The organism is Bradyrhizobium sp. URHC0002 (assembly GCF_054059515.1).
This window is the reverse complement of sequence record NZ_JBSSCF010000001.1, coordinates 7,109,379-7,126,911: the sequence shown is the minus strand read 5'-3', so window position 1 is coordinate 7,126,911 and position 17,533 is coordinate 7,109,379. Positions and strand designations below refer to the sequence as shown.

15 protein-coding genes and 1 pseudogene are annotated in these 17,533 nt (G+C 61.7%); 7 read left to right on the top strand and 9 right to left on the bottom strand.

What is annotated here, in order from left to right; genetic code table 11:
* Positions 1-4: 4 nt before the first annotated feature.
* From ACVWVY_RS34775 to ACVWVY_RS34765, 3 genes are all read left to right on the top strand, one after another.
* Entirely contained in the window at positions 5-847 is an 843-nt protein-coding gene (locus tag ACVWVY_RS34775; RefSeq protein ID WP_456630617.1) for an amidohydrolase family protein, read from the top strand.
* Between the two features lie 459 nt (positions 848-1,306).
* Entirely contained in the window at positions 1,307-2,317 is a 1,011-nt protein-coding gene (locus ACVWVY_RS34770) for a fatty acid desaturase (RefSeq protein WP_456632385.1), read from the top strand.
* 235 nt (positions 2,318-2,552) lie between these two features.
* Complete coding sequence (locus tag ACVWVY_RS34765; RefSeq protein ID WP_456630616.1) at positions 2,553-3,551, top strand: aldo/keto reductase; 999 nt, start codon at positions 2,553-2,555, stop codon at positions 3,549-3,551.
* Between the two features lie 204 nt (positions 3,552-3,755).
* Here ACVWVY_RS34765 and ACVWVY_RS34760 read toward each other — a convergent pair whose 3' ends face one another.
* The 3 genes from ACVWVY_RS34760 to ACVWVY_RS34750 all read right to left on the bottom strand — a co-directional run bounded on the left by ACVWVY_RS34760 (position 3,756) and on the right by ACVWVY_RS34750 (position 6,571).
* A complete protein-coding gene (locus tag ACVWVY_RS34760) occupies positions 3,756-4,535 on the bottom strand; it encodes an SMP-30/gluconolactonase/LRE family protein (protein WP_456630615.1) in 780 nt (259 codons plus the stop codon).
* Positions 4,536-4,538: 3 nt separating this feature from the next.
* Entirely contained in the window at positions 4,539-5,507 is a 969-nt protein-coding gene (locus tag ACVWVY_RS34755) for a zinc-binding dehydrogenase (protein WP_456630614.1), read from the bottom strand.
* Positions 5,508-5,578: 71 nt separating this feature from the next.
* Complete coding sequence (locus ACVWVY_RS34750) at positions 5,579-6,571, bottom strand: NAD(P)H-dependent flavin oxidoreductase (protein WP_456630613.1); 993 nt, start codon at positions 6,569-6,571, stop codon at positions 5,579-5,581.
* Positions 6,572-7,201: 630 nt separating this feature from the next.
* Here ACVWVY_RS34750 and ACVWVY_RS34745 point away from each other — a divergent pair.
* The 3 genes and pseudogenes from ACVWVY_RS34745 to ACVWVY_RS34735 form a co-directional block, all read left to right on the top strand.
* Positions 7,202-7,338: pseudogene (locus ACVWVY_RS34745) on the top strand (IS5/IS1182 family transposase); the annotation flags it as partial.
* Between the two features lie 73 nt (positions 7,339-7,411).
* Entirely contained in the window at positions 7,412-7,945 is a 534-nt protein-coding gene (locus tag ACVWVY_RS34740; RefSeq protein WP_456630612.1) for a methyltransferase family protein, read from the top strand.
* Positions 7,946-8,562: 617 nt separating this feature from the next.
* Entirely contained in the window at positions 8,563-10,083 is a 1,521-nt protein-coding gene (locus tag ACVWVY_RS34735; RefSeq protein ID WP_456630611.1) for an SGNH/GDSL hydrolase family protein, read from the top strand.
* 187 nt (positions 10,084-10,270) lie between these two features.
* Here ACVWVY_RS34735 and ACVWVY_RS34730 read toward each other — a convergent pair whose 3' ends face one another.
* Complete coding sequence (locus tag ACVWVY_RS34730; RefSeq protein WP_456630610.1) at positions 10,271-10,969, bottom strand: Crp/Fnr family transcriptional regulator; 699 nt, start codon at positions 10,967-10,969, stop codon at positions 10,271-10,273.
* Between the two features lie 654 nt (positions 10,970-11,623).
* Here ACVWVY_RS34730 and ACVWVY_RS34725 point away from each other — a divergent pair.
* Positions 11,624-11,815, top strand: coding sequence for a hypothetical protein (locus ACVWVY_RS34725; RefSeq protein WP_456630609.1), 192 nt, complete (start codon positions 11,624-11,626; stop codon positions 11,813-11,815).
* Between the two features lie 178 nt (positions 11,816-11,993).
* Here the strand turns inward: ACVWVY_RS34725 and ACVWVY_RS34720 are convergent, their stop codons facing one another.
* The 5 genes from ACVWVY_RS34720 to ACVWVY_RS34700 form a co-directional block, all read right to left on the bottom strand.
* Positions 11,994-13,082: a ketopantoate reductase family protein gene (locus ACVWVY_RS34720; protein WP_456630608.1), complete on the bottom strand. Its 1,089-nt coding sequence runs from the start codon at positions 13,080-13,082 to the stop codon at positions 11,994-11,996.
* A 159-nt stretch (positions 13,083-13,241) separates the two neighbouring features.
* Entirely contained in the window at positions 13,242-13,673 is a 432-nt protein-coding gene (locus tag ACVWVY_RS34715; RefSeq protein WP_456630607.1) for a CBS domain-containing protein, read from the bottom strand.
* A 274-nt stretch (positions 13,674-13,947) separates the two neighbouring features.
* Entirely contained in the window at positions 13,948-15,243 is a 1,296-nt protein-coding gene (gene oxlT, locus ACVWVY_RS34710; RefSeq protein WP_456630606.1) for an oxalate/formate MFS antiporter, read from the bottom strand.
* A gap of 216 nt (positions 15,244-15,459) precedes the next feature.
* Positions 15,460-16,959, bottom strand: coding sequence for a tripartite tricarboxylate transporter permease (locus ACVWVY_RS34705; RefSeq protein WP_456630605.1), 1,500 nt, complete (start codon positions 16,957-16,959; stop codon positions 15,460-15,462).
* 27 nt (positions 16,960-16,986) lie between these two features.
* Positions 16,987-17,484: a tripartite tricarboxylate transporter TctB family protein gene (locus ACVWVY_RS34700; protein ID WP_456630604.1), complete on the bottom strand. Its 498-nt coding sequence runs from the start codon at positions 17,482-17,484 to the stop codon at positions 16,987-16,989.
* Positions 17,485-17,533 lie beyond the last annotated feature (49 nt).

Sequence of the window (17,533 nt, the reverse complement as noted above, 5' to 3'; positions counted from 1 at the left end):
GACGATGGCGATTATCGATTCCCAGGTCCATGCCTACGAGGCGAACAGTCCGAAGCGGCCCTGGCACAGTGTGCCGAACTGGCCCGATCACGTCACGGGTGACGAGATGGTGGCGGCGATGGACAGGGTCGGCGTCGACGGCGCGATCTTCATCTCCGCCTTTTCGTTGTACCGCTACGACGCCAGCTATGCCGTGGAAGTGCAGCGGGCCCATCCCGGCCGGCTTGCCATCGTCAAGCCGCTCGACCCCGATGACCCTGATGTGGCCGAAATCGTCGCGGAGTGGAAGAAGACGCCGGGCGCGGTCGGCGTCCGCATCATGCTGAGGAAGGACGAGAAGCGCGCGACTGACGATCCCGGCCTCGACCGGATTGCGCGCGCGGCCGTTCGTTACGATTTTCCTCTCAACATCCTGTGCTGGGACAATCTGGACGCAGGGACCGCGCTGATCGATCGCCATCCCGATACGCGGTTCATCATCGACCATCTCGGCATCCTGCAGCCGCGCGTGCCGCCGGCGCCGCCCGAGCCTTGGACCGACTTGCCGAAGGTGCTGGATCTCGCAAAACGCCCGAACGCCGTGATCAAGGTCAGCGGCGCCTGCACGCTGTCGCGCGAACCGTATCCGTATCCGGATATTTGGGACCCGCTCGCGCGCGTGTTCGATGCCTGGGGTTTCGATCGCTGCCTGTGGGGCACGGACTGGACGCGGGCATTCGCCGTCGTCAATTACGAGCAGGCCGTCGAGCCCTTCCTCAAGACCAGCCGCCTGAGCGACAGCGAGCGGGCCATGTTGATGGGCGGTGCCTGCATCAAGGCCTATGGCTGGTCGCCGAACAAAGGATAGCGGGCGGGGCGAGCCGACTTGTCCGCCGTAGCTCGAAGCGCGAAGGCGGAGGGCGTTATCCGCCGCTTGCGTCTCAAGGAGGATGGCGGATTACACAGCGTTAATCTGCCCCACACTCCGTCACCATAATTCCCCATAATTCCCGCTTTCGAGCGGGACTTAAGACATCACAAATTCGAGCTCTCAGTCTGCTTTTGACCCCAATGGGGACGCCGGAAACGCGTCCTTGACGGCACCCTGATTCGTGTCCATATGTCGCGTAGTCGACACTTGGCCGAACGGCTGGGCGCTTAGCCTTGCCGCTGACAGGCACGCACTTTCAGGCCTTCTCCAAACATCGATCAACCGAAGAAGGTGCCGAGCCGTCGGTGTCTCGATCTTACGTGCACCGGTCACAAGGGGATATCTTTGCAGAAGACAGCTGTGCAACGGCCTAACAGGCAAGAGGGCCTGGGCTTCGTGCAACCTCCTAGTGGCGATGACGCCCTCGACGCCCGGCGTTGGACGCGCATCCTGAATAACTACAGCACCCCGAACCGGCTGCGCAGTATGGCCGAGTTGGCGATCACGGCTTTGCCGCTCATCGCGTTGTGGACCGCGGCCTGGTTCACGTTCTCCCTCGGCCATGCCTGGGCTTCGTTGCTGATCGCTGTTCCGGCTGCCGGCTTTCTCGTGCGCCTGTTCATGATCCAGCACGATTGCGGTCACGGCACCTTTTTTGCCAGCCGTGTGGCGAATGACTGGGTCGGCCGCGTCATTGGCGTGCTCACGCTCACGCCCTACGACTGCTGGCGCCGCTCGCATGCTACTCATCATGCCACCACCGGCAATCTCGATCGCCGCGGTACCGGCGATCTCGATACGCTGACCGTGCGCGAATATCGCGCGCTTTCCTGGTGGGGTCGTCTGAAATACCGTCTTTACCGCCACCCGCTGATCATGTTCGGGGTCGGCCCGGCCTATCTGTTTCTGTTGCAACAGCGGCTCCCGGTCGGCCTCATGCGCAATGGCTGGCAGCCCTGGGCCAGTACGATGGCAACCAATCTCGCGATTGCCGTCATCGTTGCGACGCTCACCTGGTTTATCGGCATCAAGGCGATCCTGCTCGTGCACCTTCCGACGATTGTTCTCGCCGCCACGGCCGGTGTATGGCTGTTCTACGTGCAGCATCAATTTGAGCACACGATGTGGGACCGCGACGAGAACTGGAACCTGCATCAAGCCGCGCTGCACGGCAGCTCGCATTACGAACTGCCGGCGCTGCTGCGCTGGTTCACGGCCAATATCGGTATCCACCACGTGCATCACCTCTCCAGCCGGATTCCCTATTACCGGCTGCCGCGCGTGCTGCGCGATTATCCTGAACTGCGCGACGTCGGCCGCATCACACTGCTGCAGAGCTTTCAGTGTGTACGGCTCGTGTTGTGGGACGAGACGCAGCGCCGCCTGGTGTCGTTCCGGGAAATCTGAGGGCGGGCCTCGCATAATCTCGAGACTGATTGCGGGTAGGGCGGATTAGCCGACTTGTCCGCCGTAGCTCGAAGCGCGAAGGCGGAAGGCGTAATCCGCCGCTGAATGAGCTGGCGGATTACGTTGCGCTAGTCCGCCCTACGCGGGCAGCGGAATACTTCACGGCGCCAAATATCACGATTGAAAAGCCGCCATTCGACATCGCATAATCTCCGGATCATCCGGAGGAACGGCGATGCAATTGCGGGTGTTTGGGCGCACGGGGATGCAGCTCTCGGTGCTGGGCTTCGGCTGCGGCGCGGTGGGCGGGTTGATGGTGCGCGGCGATGCGGCCGACCAGGCGCGTTCCGTCGCACGCGCGATCGCCGTCGGCGTCAACTACTTCGACACCGCGGTGCTGTACGGCGATGGCGAGTCGGAAAAGAACCTTGGCCGGGTTTTGCAACAGCTGAAACCGGCCAACGTCATCGTCGGCACCAAGGTCCGGCTGCCGCCTGGCGAAGTTGGCGGCATTGATGACGCCGTCAGGACATCGCTCGAAGGCAGTCTGGCGCGGCTGCGGCTTGACCGGGTCGACATCCTTCATCTGCACAATCCAATTACCGAGCAAGGCGGCGGACCGGCGCTCAGCGTCCGGCAGGTGCTCGACGAGGTGGTGCCGGCGTTCGAACGCCTGCGCGAGCAGGGGAAGATTCGCTTCCTCGGGATCACGGCACTCGGCGATACGTCCGCACTGCATCGGGTGATCGATAGCAGCGTGTTCGACAGCGCGCAGGTGGTCTACAACATGCTCAATCCATCTGCGGCCTGCGCATTGCCGGCGCGCTATCCGGCGCAGGATTATGGACGGTTGTTCGAACACACCGAGGCCGCCGGCGTTGGCGTCGTCGGCATCCGCGTGCTGGCCGGCGGCGCGCTGTCGGGCTCGGCCGAGCGTCATCCGATTGCGGGGCCGGCGCCCGAGCCGATCGGCTCGGCGATGAGCTACGATGCCGATATCGATCGCGCGCGCCGCCTGATGCCGCTGATAGAGGAGGGGTTCGCCACGAGCCTGACCGAAGCCGCCACGCGGTTTGCGCTGTCTCACCCGGCGATGGGTACGATCCTGGTCGGCATGGCGACGCCGCAACAATTCGACGACGCACTCGCAGCGGTGGAAAGAGGCCCGCTGCCGCAAGCGGCCCTCGACCGGCTGTCAGCCCTGCGGCAGGGGTTTTCCGGTGAGCCGCGATGATCGGGCAAGGGGTGTAGGGCGGATTTGCCGACTTGTCCGCCGTAGCTCGAAGAGCGAAGGCGTAATCCGCCGCTGCATTCTCACACAAGACGGCGGATTACGCTGCGCTAATCCGCCTACGCGCTGTTGTGTAGTGCGCGGTCAGGGATGGCCAGCCCCGGCAATTTCCACATCTATCACGTCGATCCGCGCGGAGGATTTGCTTTACCGGAGTTCTTCGTGGGATGTTGTTGCACTCAGGCAGAACAATGTCCGCCGTTCGGCGCCGCCGAGGACGCAGGCAAGGGCGCGGCGGCCGGGCACTTCTATTCGCTGCAATTCGCGCCCGCTGCGGTCGACGCGAATGAAGGCATCTTCTTCGAAGGCTGCGACCCACACGGCGCCTTGTTGGTCTAGGCAGATGCCATCCGGAGACTTCATGCTTCCGAAGCGGCCACGAAACTTCAAGTCGCCGTTCGGTGTGATGTCGTAATCGGCGAGGCATGCGCCATCCATTTCGGCGACGACGAGCCGACGGTTATCGGCCGAGACGGCGATGCCGTTGGGAAACCGCAATCCTTCGGCGACCACGCGGGCCGCGCCGTCCGGCATCACCAGAATGATGCGGCCGGGAGCGCCGCGATCGGGCGGCGGCGGCATATCAAAACCGAGATCGCCGACATAGGCGCGACCCTGCCCATCGATGATCATGTCGTCGATCGTGCCGGTCGCGATCGCTGACAGGTCGGCATAGAGCGAAAGCCGGCCGTCGGCATAGGTTATCAGGCGCTTGCGGAACATCGTCAGGACGACGAGCCGTCCGTCCGGCAGGATGCCTGTGCCGCAGGGCGTGTCGCCCTCGAATTTCGCATGCTGCTCGCGCGCGCCGGACGGGGAGAGGCTGAGCAGCGTCCGATCCAGGCAGTCGACGAACCAGAGCCGGCCCGCGTGCCAGCGCGGCCCCTCGAAATAACGTCCGCCATCAAGTACGCATTGCAACGTCATCGGCTACATCGTCACCACGATCTTGCCGAGGTGCTTGTTGGCTTCCATGTGCTCGAATGCCTTGCCGATCTCGGCGAACGGATAAACCTTGTCGATCGGCAATTGCAGTTTTCGCGATTCCACCGCGCCCCAGATGTCTTTCCGGACCTCGTCAAAGATCTCGCGGACTTCCTCGATGGTGCGGGTGCGGAAGGTGACGCCGATATAGTTGATGCGTCGGGCGGCGTGCAGGTCGAAATTGAAATCGGCGTGCGTGCCGCCGAGCCGGCCGACATTGACGATGCGGCCCTTGACCCTGGTTGCAGCGAGATTCTGGTTGGCGACCTTGCCGGAAACCTGGTCGACGATCAGGTCGACGCCTACGCCATTGGTCGCTTTCAGCACCTGATCGACCCAGCCGGGGTCGCTGGAATCCACCGCGAGATCGGCGCCGAATTCCTTCAGCCGGCTGCGGCGCATCGCATCCGTGGACGAGCCGATCACGAGTTTTGCGCCCTTGAATTTTGCGATCTGCATCGCCATCAGCCCGACGCCGGAGCTGGCACCCTGGATCAGCACGCTCTGGCCCGCCTGCAGCGCGCCGTTGGTGACAACGGCGTTGTGCATGGTGGCGAGCGCGACGGGGAGGGTGGCGGCTTCCTCAAAGTTCATGTTCGAGGGCGCGCGGAACAGCCGGCCATGGTCGGCCAGCGTGTACTCAGCGAAAGCCGCGCCGCCCGAGCCCATGATCTTGTCGCCGACCTTGATGCCCTTGGCATCGGGCCCAAGCTCGGCGACTTCGCCCGCCCATTCCATGCCGAGCACGGTGCCGACGCCGCCGGCCGCGCCATGCACATGGCCCTTCGTCATGCCGAGATCGGCGCGGTTGAGGCCGCAGGCATGGACCTTGACCAGCACCTGCGTGCCCTTCGGCGAAGGTTTTGCGACGTCGGCGATTTCGGCGCCATTGGCGCCGTAGACATAGGCTTTCATGGGCTCTTCTCGTTGTTGGAGGCGCACGCAGCTGCTTCTCGGTGGCTTGTCTTTTTCTGGCGTCAAGCCGCCTATTCGGCGGCCTGACGGCGGGCGCCCGACACCATGCCTTCGAGCCGGCTCTGGATGATGGCTTCTGCGTCGCGCATGATGCGCGACACCAGTTCGGCGCAGGTCGGAATGTCGTGGATCAGGCCCTGGACTTGGCCGGCCGACCAGATGCCTTCATCGGCATCGCCGGTCGCGTAGACCATCTTGCCGCGGGCGCCGGCGACGAGTTCGCGCACGTCCTCGAACTTTGCGCCTTCCTTCTCCATCGCGACCACCTTGGTCGAGATCGTGTTCTTGGCCACGCGCGAGGTGTTGCGCATGGTGCGGAAGATCAATTCGGTCTCACGCTCGTCGTTCGCAACGATGCGCTCCTTCACGAGTTGGTGGATCGGGCTCTCCTTGGTGCACATGAAGCGCGTGCCCATGTTGATACCCTCGGCGCCGAGCGCCAGTGCTGCGACCAGGCCGCGGCCGTCGCCGAAACCGCCCGAGGCGATCATCGGAATCTTGATCTTGTCGGCGGCGGCCGGGATCAGGATCAGGCCGGGCGTGTCGTCCTCGCCGGGATGGCCGGCGCATTCAAAGCCGTCGATCGAGAGCGCGTCGACACCCATCCGCTCCGCCGACAGGCCGTGACGGACGCTGGTGCATTTGTGGATGATCTTGATGCCGTGCTTCTTGAATTCGGTGACGTGTTCCTGCGGCTTGTTGCCGGCGGTCTCGACGATCTTGATGCCGGCTTCGATGATGGCCTGGCGGTATTCCACATAGGGCGGCGGCTTGATGGCGGGAAGAATGGTCAGGTTCACGCCGAACGGCTTGTCGGTCATGTCGCGGCAGCGCGCGATTTCCTTGGTGAGGTCTTCCGGCGTCGGCTGCGTCAGCGCGGTGATCAGCCCGAGCGCGCCGGCATTGGCGACGGCGGCGACGAGCTCGGCGCGGCCGACCCATTGCATGCCGCCCTGGACGATCGGGTGTTCAACGCCAACGAGTTCGGTGAATCGCGTCTTCATGTCTGCCCTCTGGTTTCCATGAGCATTTTCCATTTGGAAAATGCTCTTTCCTGTCATTTTTCGCCCACGGAGGCCCGCGCGCGTCTTTTGTGAGATTTCGAGGGGCAGGATGCCGTCACCCCCTGCAAAAGTCTACGGGGGTGGGCGGAGGTTAGGGCAACACCATCATGCAAAAGAAGGGCCTTGTTTCCGCGGGACGGATAATTTTGCTGGGAGCTCGGGCATTTCCGACATCACACGCTAAACCGGGCATGCTGCGGACACGCCAAATCGACGCTTTTGTCCCAGAGTGGATTCCGACCGGACCAGCAGACGCATCGCGTTCCTGAATTGGGACTGAGGAACTGCAATGCAGCGACACCGTTCCAAGCTCCATACGTTGAAAGAGCAGATCGCGGCCGCGAAGAAGCGCCTTGAAGTCGCAGGATCGCGTTTGCCGCCTGGTTTGCTGCGATCGAAACTGGAGCGAAAGATCAGACATCTCGAGGCCGCTTCCCACATGAACGACTGGCTCACGTCGCCCGGCCTTAGGTCGCCCACGTAGACGCTGTCAGGTCGCCTCAGTTGGCGGCGACGTTCATGCCGTGGAGTGGTTTGAAGGGCGCAGGATAGGACTCTGTCCTTCCGCGGTATAAGGATCGCAACGGCATCGAGCGCTGCTACTGCAGGCTCAAGGCTTCAGGCGTATCGCAACGCGCTACCACAAACTCGCTCGGAACTACTTCTCAGCCCTGTGCCTCGTGGCCGCCGTGGCATTCTGGCTTTAGCCGTGCGCGGTTTCCGCTTTTGGGATAACATGGCGAGCGTGTCGGCACCCGGATGACGACGGGAAACCTTGCAATGAGCTCGCAGCGAGTGTCGGGAACCGCCGTGCAACGAACCATTGCCGTCCTGGGCTCGGCGGTTTTCTTCGTGGTCGCCCCATTTACGCTGGCGGGGCTCGTTCCATGGTCGATCACGGGTTGGCAACTCCGGCCGCCGTTCCTTGGTCTGGAGCTGACGCGCGGCATCGGCGCGATAATGATTCTCGCAGGCGTGCCTGGGCTCGTCGACGCATTTGCGCGTTTCGCGCTGCAGGGTCTCGGCACCCCCGCGCCCATCGCGCCGACCCGGAATCTCGTGGTGACCGGTCTCTACCGTTATGTGCGTAATCCAATATACGTCGCGGTCGTTGCCATCATCCTGGGTCAAGCGGTGCTGATGGGCGATTGGCGCCTCATCGTCTACGGCGCGCTGCTCTGGCTCGCCTTCCACGTCTTCGTCGTGGCGTACGAAGAACCCACGCTCGAGCAGACGTTTGGAAGGGAGTACGAGGCGTTCCGCGCCGCCGTCCCGCGCTGGATACCGCGGATGACCCCATGGCGCTCGGAATGATCGGTGGCCCCCGGTAACATCTCCCCATTGACGAAGCGGTTGGGTTTCAGGCGCGTTCGCAACGCGCTACGACAAACTCGCTCGGAACTACTTTTCAGCCCTGTGCCTCGTTGCCGCCGTGGCATTCTGGCTTTGATCAATTGAGTCTGGACCCTGGTTGGCAGCGGCCGGGTTTGAAAACGTGAGTGGCCTATTTCGGAATAGTGGCGCATAAAGTGGCATGTCAGAATCACACCGCCGGTCCTGCCAGTGCGGAGCGGTTTACAACCGCACCGAGTCGATGGCCCCCGGCCGCCAGATCAGCAGCTTTGAATGCTCGGTGTGCAGCGTGACCATGGAAAGCTGGAACACGACATGGGTGCCAACCTATCGGTTGGTTGCCGGTCCCGTCAGGGATGGCGAACAAGGCTCTTAAAGACCGCACTTCAGAATCTCAATTCCGCTGCGCAACCTTGAAATCGCGAACGCCTTAATTCGCCCGGGAGGCGGGAGCGCAACATGCGGTTGCTCGCGCGGTGCACACTGACGATCACGCACTTCACGGTAAACTGAGACTCGCGACAGCGCGGTTGTGCTAACCTGACAAAACAAGTTCTGCGTATGTGCGGTCCAGGCGCATGCCGAAGGATCCAAAAAAGCTAGGCATCTTTACCGGGCGTGGTCGGCTGGTTGCGCTGGCTGTCGCAGTCGGATTGGTGCTGGGCGTGGGACCCACCTCAGCACAATTCTTTAATTTCGGCGGATATCAGCAGCGGCCGCAGCCGCAACGCGGCGGCGGCTGGTTCGGCAACGAACAGCGCGGCGGCGGCTGGTTTGGTAACGACCCCTTTGCGCCGTACCAGCAGCAGTATGCGCCGTCGCCTCGGCACGGGCGGCAAGCGCCGGCGGTGCGCGAGGATTTTTCAAAGGCGCCGCCGCCCGAGAAGCGCAACACTGTTCCCGAGCGCCACATTCTCGTGCTCGGGGACTCCATGGCGGACTGGCTCGCCTACGGGCTTGAGGACGTCTATGCCGATCAGCCCGAGATGGGCGTGATCCGCAAACACAAGATATCCTCCGGCCTGATCAGGTATCAGCCGAAGGGCAATCCGGCCGATTGGGCCGCCGCCGCCAAAGGTATTCTCGCCACCGAAAAAGCGGACGCCATCGTCGTCATGCTCGGGCTTGACGATCGCGTCGCAATCCGCGAGCCGGCAGCCGACAAATCCGACACCAAGCCCGGGGAGAAGAACGACGCCAAGGCCAAGACGGATGGCAAGCCTTCAAGCGAAAAACCTGCGGCGAAGCTGGACGGCGCGTCCAAGGCGGTGGATCCCGAATTGCCGCCAGACGATTCAGCCGACAACAGCGATGCGCGGCAGGCCATGGAATCGGAAAAGAGCGCGGGCTCGCCGAGCGGCCTCCATGAGTTTCGCGATAAACGCTGGGTCGAACTCTACAGGGAAAAGATCGACGAGATGATCCGCGTGCTCAAGGCCAAGGGGGTACCGGTGCTGTGGGTAGGTCTGCCGGCGGTACGTGGCCCCAAGGCGACCGCCGACACGGCGTTTCTGGATACGCTCTATCGCGATGCGGCAGGCAAGGCGGGCATCACCTATGTCGATGTCTGGGACGGATTTGTCGATGAAGCCGGGCGCTTTTTACAGCAAGGCCCCGATTTCGAAGGCCAGATCCGCAGGCTGCGTTCCTCCGACGGCGTGTACTTCACCAAGGCCGGCGCGCTCAAGCTCGCGCATTATGCCGAGCGCGAAATCAACCGGCTGTTGGCCGCGCGTTCCGCGCCGATCGTGCTGCCCACCGAACCGGCAACCCCCGACGCCAGTGCGCGGCCGGATCAGCCGGCGCCGCGTCCGCTGGCCGGGCCGATCGTTCCCCTGGTGGCTTCTTCTGTCGGTACGGATCAATTGCTCGGTGCTCCCGGGGCGCGACAGGTCGCGATGGATGCACAGGCAGCGCGGCTCTTGATCAAAGGCGAGGCTTTGTCGGCTCCCGCCGGTCGCGCCGACGATTTTGCCTGGCCACGACGTGAAATAGGACGCGGAGGGACCAAGGGCGAGACACCAGTGGCGTCAGCATCGCTCGATGCCAACGCGCGGGCGCCGGCGGCTTCGCCAAAGCTGAAAAAGCATCGCCGCTAGAGCCCAATCGCTTTTAGCGCGCCCGAACAACCGGTATCCGACTTCGCTCGAAAGCGCGATCGCGCTCAGCCGATGCGGACGGGCGTGCCGCAGCGATCAGATCGCCGGGCAGGAGCATCATGTCGTGGAGATCTTGCTGACGAGTTCCTGCGCGCCGAAGATCATGTTTGATATGGGGCAGCTCTGACTATTCAGTCGGCTTTTCGTCTCGTTCCAGCTCGGGTTTTTCATATAAGACCGCGTTCAACAAAGAACGGTGCACCTCGATATTTCCGTTGTAGCTGATCAATCCAAGCTTGCGAAATTTGTTCAGAAAAAAACTCACCCGGGGCCGCGTCGTTCCGATCATCTCCGCCAGGGTTGCTTGATTGATGGCAGCATCGATTGGGATTGGCTTTCCATCTTTTCCGAAATTGGCCAGCAGTAGAAGAAGGCGTGCGAGCCGCTTCTCGCTCGAATTGAATAGCTGGTCGATCAAATCCTCTTCAATGCGATTGCTGCGGGTCACCAGGTAAGTCACGAAAAGTTCTGAAAACATCGGTTCCTTGCGGAGCGCCGCCAGCATCGCCTTCCGCGTTATTGAGGTGATAAGGCACTCCTCCATTGCCCTCGCCGTTCCAATGCGGACCGCCTGACCATTCAAACATCCCTCGCCAAAAAACTGCGCCGTCTCCAACATGCCGACGACGGCTTCTTTGCCTTGCTCGGAAACAACGGTCACCTTGACCTTGCCCGATTGGATATAAAAAACCCTATCAGCCGCCTCACCTTGGGAGTAGATGATCCGGCCTTTCCGGTACTTCACTATCGTTTTGCCGGTCCCGACTTTGGCTAGAAAAGCCTGGGGATCGAACGCTCGCTTTGACGACTTCACAAGTCCCTCCATTGGAACCGGCGAAACCTAAATATTAAAAATTGTACGTTGTGGTCAATATTGACCAGCGGACCTATTTTCGGGGCGAGAAAATCACCCCGTCAGAGTCCGGTGTCCGGCAGACTGTCGCGCACCCACCTGATTCAACGGGGGTGCCGAATGCTCGGCTCTCATCCCTCATCAACCGATCCGCCGCTCAGCCCCATAGAGCGTCCGCGCTGTCAGTACTGTCAGATCCGTACGAAGCTGGTCGGCGTTGTGGCCGGCACAGCGGGTCACGAACTCCGCATCTTTGCGTGCCCAAGATGTGATCGTGTCCATCAAGTTTTGGTGGTCAGCGACCCCATGAACGGCGATGCCAGAGGGTGGCTTGAAGGCGAGCTTAGATCGCCAAACTAGATTTTGGCAATCTCATGGAAGATTAAAAATGTCTGCCGAAGTAGCACCCTCACGACCCCGGGTCCTATCGAGTTCACGGTGCGCCCGTTGCCGGGGTGTTGCTATGGTGCAGCGCATCACGCCTTCGCTACCGGGGTATGAGCATTGGACGCTGCGCTGCACAAGATGCGGCCACATCCAGCAACTGCAGGTTGTATCCAGCGCGTCGCCCGCCGAACCTCTCGATTGGTTCGATGGCAATTTGTATTCACCGACATGAGGCCCGACATGCGCAACAAGAACAAGACCGTATTTTTGACGGCGGACCATTTGGAAGAGCAGGCAGATGCGCGCGCCACTGAGGCGAAGCAATTGCCTGAGGGAGAGGCGCGACAGAATGCGCTTCGTAACGCCGCACAGTTAAGGGTGTACGCTTCCATGAAGCGCGCCTTCGCACCGCAAACCGCCAAATCGAAATAGGATCGGAACAGTTGCAGAAAGCCGGATTTTGGCCCCGAGGGTCGGCGATCGGGCCTGTCGGCTGTGATGATCGATCGCGTTGTCGAGCGAAGCGGACGCGGCTTCGCTCAAGAAAAACGCGTCGAAACTTAAGACCAGAGTCCCTTCTGGTTCATCCGAACCGAGAACCGCCAGGGCTCTAAGTCACGGCGAAGGGAGCGCGTCGCGGCGCGGCCGATCCGCCCCTCGCGATGCTCTCATTCAGTTTCTGATCGACGATCTGGACCGTACGGTCGATTTCGGCATTGGGTGCGCCGAGCTGATGCGAAATCAGCTTTACCAGCAGGTCGACGCGCTCGATGAATTGCGCACCACCAGCGACCGCCCGGGCCGCCGACGACGGCTTGAGCAGGCTTTCGGCCGCCTTGGCGTATTTCTCGAAGGGCACCTGATCGGTGGGGTCGGCGCCCAGACGCTGGGCGACGGCATCGACATGGTCATAGATCGACTGCGAGAGATTGATGTCGCCGTGCACGGCGTCGTGGATCGATTGCGGCTCTTGCGGCGTGATACACCGGTAGTTCCCCGTCAGCAGCATCGACCATTTGGCCAGCGGGACGAACATCGAATCGAACACTTTGAGCTTCACCGGAACGTCCTGTCCATCAAGCTTCACCGCATCGATGTCGGCTTCCAGCTCCCGCAGCAGCAGGTTATGTTTTTCATCCGCAAACGATGCTGCCTTGAAGTTTGTGGGCAGGCCGACATGAAGAACATTCGCCGCCTCTTCCGGCGGACGGAAGGCCTGCGGATCGGGGGAGCAGAGCGACATCAGGCCCGGCTCGAACCGTTCCCATACCCCGGCATTGGTATAGGCTTCCTCCAGCTCCATGTTCGCCAGCGCCGGGATCCGTTTGAGATAGGGCAAAGGCGGCATGTTCATGATTGAAAGGCAAGGCAGTTTCGCCTCGGCGATTTTGATCATCAGAGCCTGGATCGCATGGTCGGCGTATTGCGGTTCCTGCATCGCAAGACCAACCAGATCATAGCGCGAAGGATCGACGTCGGCGGGTTCGACCGCGTCCAGGATCCCAGGCAGGTCACGCGAGAAGATCGGCCGGTGGGCCGCCTCATCGCGCAGCTTGATGCGAACTTCGGTGCCGTCGCGATTGATGAGTTCTGCCGTCTGCTTCCGGCAAACCAGGGTCGCGTTGTGACCCGCCATCAAAAGCTTTGTCGCCAGCAATGAGCCATACGAGGCTCCAAGGATCAGAATGTTGCGCGCCATGCGCCCTCCCACAGATGATGTTTTCCGGCGCGCCACTACTCAGGCGCAGATTTGCGAGCGCCTGCTTTGGGGCAGGAGTTGAGCTGAGTATTGCGGTGCGATGCCGTCTTCCCTGGGAGTGCAGCCCCAAAAAATGCCGGCGGTGTTCGAAGCGGCCGGTCAGGCCGAGGCGGCGAGGTTGAAGGGCGTCGCTTCGTCGTCGAACGCGGTTGAGATGTCGCGAATGCTGATGACGCCGATCAGGCTGTAATTGTCGATGACAGGCACGTGGCGGATGTGATGCTTGCTCATGAGGTGACGGACATGCTCGAGCGTATCCGTCGATGTGCAGGAGACGAGCTGCTGCACCGAAATGAATTGCGAAACGCGCATGTTCACGCCGGCCGTGCCGTGTTCGGCGATGGCGCGCACCACGTCGCGTTCGGTGAACATGCCGACGGCGGTGTTGCCTTCGGTGCGGACGACATCCTTGACGACCAGTGCGCTGATATTGCTGGAGCGCATCAGTTGGGCTGCAATGGCGACGGTCTCGTTCATGCGAACCGTTGCGACACGGGCGGCTTTCTTGCGCAGGATATCTCCGACTTGCATGGCAACCTCCTTGGGGTGAATTATTACGTCAAGTCTGGTATACATAATGCCAATTGTCAACACGATTTGGAGTGGAAATAGTCCGCCGGAATGAAGATAAATAGGCAGTATTACTGACGTTCTTGAAACGCTGCAGTCCAGCCGGGGGAGGGAGGGATGTCGGTGGAGCGGTCCAGAAAGCGCTCAGGTATACCAGAGGCCGTCGAGGCAAAAGAAAACGCGCCCACCCCGGAGGATGAGCGCGCTTGTTTCGAACAACCGATCCGGTTTCGGATCAGGCCGCCAGCTGCGATTTGGCGACCACCACCTTGCGCCAGGGCTTGAGCACCGCGATCGCCAGCAGCGAGGCCAGGATGTTGGCGCCGGCCGCGACGAGGAACACCGCGTCCCAGTTGCCCGACGACTGCTGCATGTAGTTCGCCACCGGCACCAGCAGTGCTGCGGTGCCCTTTGCCGTGTAGAGCAGGCCGGCATTGGTGGTCGCGAACTTCGCACCGAACGTATCCGTGCAGGTCGACGGGAAGAGGGAGTAGATCTCACCCCAGGCGAAGAACACGAAGCCCGACAGCAGCACGAACCAGACCGGATCGTGGCCCAGCATGTAGAGGCCCCAGATGCCGATGCCTTCCATGCCGAACGCGATGAACATGGTGTTCTCGCGGCCGATCATGTCGGAGATCCAGCCGAAGAAGGGGCGGGTAAGGCCGTTGAGCACGCGATCGATGGTGGCTGCGAACGTCACGGCCGTCATCGTCACCGCCATCAGCGTGACCGGTACGCTGTCGACCTTCCAGTCGACGGCGATCGGCTTGAGGTTGGCGGTAACCATCAATCCGCCGGCGCCGACGATCACGAACATGAAATACATCAGCCAGAAGATCGGCTGACGGATCACCTCGGTCGGCTGATAATTGCGCCGGGTCTGGATGATGTTGGCGTTCTGCGTCACCGCAGGAACTTGTCCTGACTTCGGCGCGAACAGGAAGAAGGCGAGGATCACGATGATGATGCCCTGGCCGAGACCGAAATAGAGGAAGGTGGTCTGGAAGCCGGAGTCCTTGATCATCGCCTGGATCGGCGCGACCGTCAGCGCCGAACCCGCGCCGAAACCGGCGGCGGTGATGCCGGCGGCGAGGCCGCGCTTGTCGGGGAACCATTTCAGCGCGTTGCCGACGCAGGTGCCGTAGACGCCACCGGCGCCGATGCCTGCGATGATCATGCCGAGATAGTAGCCGTTGAGCGAAGTCGCCTGGGCGTTGATCGCCCATCCGATGGCGCAGAGGATGCCGCCAATGAGGACGACGATGCGCGGGCCGTATTTATCGACGAACCAGCCCTCGACCGGCACCAGCCAGGTTTCGAACAAAACGAAAAGGGTAAAGGCCCACTGGATCGAGGCGCGATCCCATCCGAATTTCTTCTGGATGTCGGGGACGAAGAAAGTCCAACCATATTGGTAATTGGCGATCATCACCATCGCGAGAACGCCGATGGTCAATTGGGTCCAGCGATAGGCATCGCTGACTCGGGCCGCCTCAACGGGCGCCGCACCATGCACTGTGTCCGTCATTTTCCCTCCATAGGCTGTTCTATCGATACCCGACAGCTCACGTCAGTTTGGTATATGTTATGCCAGTAGACAAGGGATATTTTGGCCGGCACACTGCAATTCGTCACCGCGCCGGAATGCTGCAAGCGCGAAGGAGGGGACGTGCGTGAGATAGCACGGCCCCCCGAACAGGACAAAAACACGTTTGATTTTATGGCGGTAATGTTCCGCCTGGGTTTACGCGATGGCGGCGCGGAGGCGGGTATAGCCTTGCTGGATCACCGACCAGAACAGCGCAATTAGTCCCAGGATCATGATCGTTGAGACCAGCGTGTTGGAGAAGAACACGCCGAGCGAACCTTGGGATCCCAGCAGCGACTGCCGGAATGCCTCTTCCGCCTTGTCGCCAAGCACGATCGCCAGCACCAGCGGCGCGAGCGGATAATTGCACTTCTTCAGGAGATAACCGATCACGCCGAACACCAGCATCAGCATCACATCGAACGTGGAGCTGTGGACCGAATAGGCGCCGATCGCGCACAGCACCAGGATGAGCGGCGCGATGATGCTGAATGGGACGCGCAGGATGGCCGCGAAAACCGGCACGCAGGTCAACACGACGAGCAGGCCGACGATATTGCCGAGATACATCGAGGCAATCAGGCCCCAGACGAACTCCTTCTGTTCGACGAACAGCATCGGTCCGGGCTGCAGGCCCCAGATCAGGAGGCCGCCGAGCAACACCGCGGCCGTCGGCGAGCCCGGCACGCCCAGCGAAAGCATCGGCAGCAACGCCGCGGTGCCGGCGGCGTGCGCCGCGGTCTCCGGCGCGACCACGCCCTCGATTTCTCCCTTGCCGAAATTGGCGCCGTGCTTCGACACTCGCTTGGCGATGCCGTAGCTCATGAAGGAGGCCGGCGTTGCACCGGCGGGCGTGATGCCCATCCAGCAACCGATCATGCAGGAGCGCAGCGACGTCATCCAGTAGGCAGGCAACTCCTTCCAGGTCTGCAGCACGACCCGCAAATTGATCTTGGCGCTGCCGCCGCGGAAGGCGAGCCCTTCCTCCATCGTCAGCAGGATTTCGCCGATGCCGAACAGGCCGATGACGGCGATGAGGAAGTCGAACCCGTTCAGCAATTCGGTAAAGCCGAACGTCAGCCGGAGCTGTCCGGTGATGGAGTCGAGGCCGACGGCGGCAAGCGCAAATCCGATCATCATGGCCGCAATGGTCTTGAAGGGCGGCTCCTTGCTCAAGCCGACGAAGCTGCAGAACGCCAGAAAATACACCGCGAATTTTTCGGCTGGCCCGAATCGCAGCGCGAAGCTCGCGACCAGCGGCGCGACCAGCGTGATCATGATCACCGCAAACAGCGCGCCGACGAACGACGAGCTAAAGGCCGCCGTCAATGCTTCGCCGGCCTTGCCCTTTTGCGCCATCGGGTAGCCATCGAACGTCGTCGCGACCGACCATGGCTCGCCTGGTATGTTGAACAGGATCGAGGTGATCGCCCCGCCGAACAGCGCGCCCCAGTAGATACAGGACAGCATGATGATGGCCGATGTCGGCGGCATGCTGAACGTCAGCGGCAACAGGATGGCCACGCCATTGGCGCCGCCCAATCCCGGCAGCACGCCGATCACGACGCCGAGCACGATGCCGACGACCATCACCATGATGTTGAAGGGCTGCAGCGCGACCGCAAAGCCGTGAAACAGATTGACGAGTTCTTCCATCGCGGTGATCCCCAGCGTGCGACGACGTTACAGACCGAGCCACTCTTCGACCGGCCCCTTGGGAAGCGGGACCAGAAACCAGCGCTCGAAAATGAAATAGGTGACGATGGGCATGCCGAGCGCGACCGCCAGCACGACCAGCCAAGGGTACTTGCCGAGCCATCGCATGAACCATCCGATGAAGATGATCGAGGCGAGGTACAGCCCGGTGAACGGCATGGCGCCGACATAGATCGCGGTCGGAACGACGACGCTCATGACCTGGCGAAGCTGTCCCCATTCGGCGAACAGCTCGTCATTGTCTTCGCGCAGTCCGTTCCACAGGTTTATCGCGCTGGAGGCGAGGATGAAGATTCCGATGTAGAATGGAAAGAAGCCGGCGCGCGGACCTTCCGCGCCCCAGTTGATGCCGGCCTTCACGCTGCCGACGATCACGACCACGCCGAAGAGGGCGATCAGCAACGTGATCCCTGCCTCCACCAGCCTGTGGGTGGGGCCGGTCTTGCTCGAGCTGCCTGTGGTCATCAAAACTCCATGCGAGTCCGGGCCAGCGGTCCCTTAAGGCCCGGCGTTT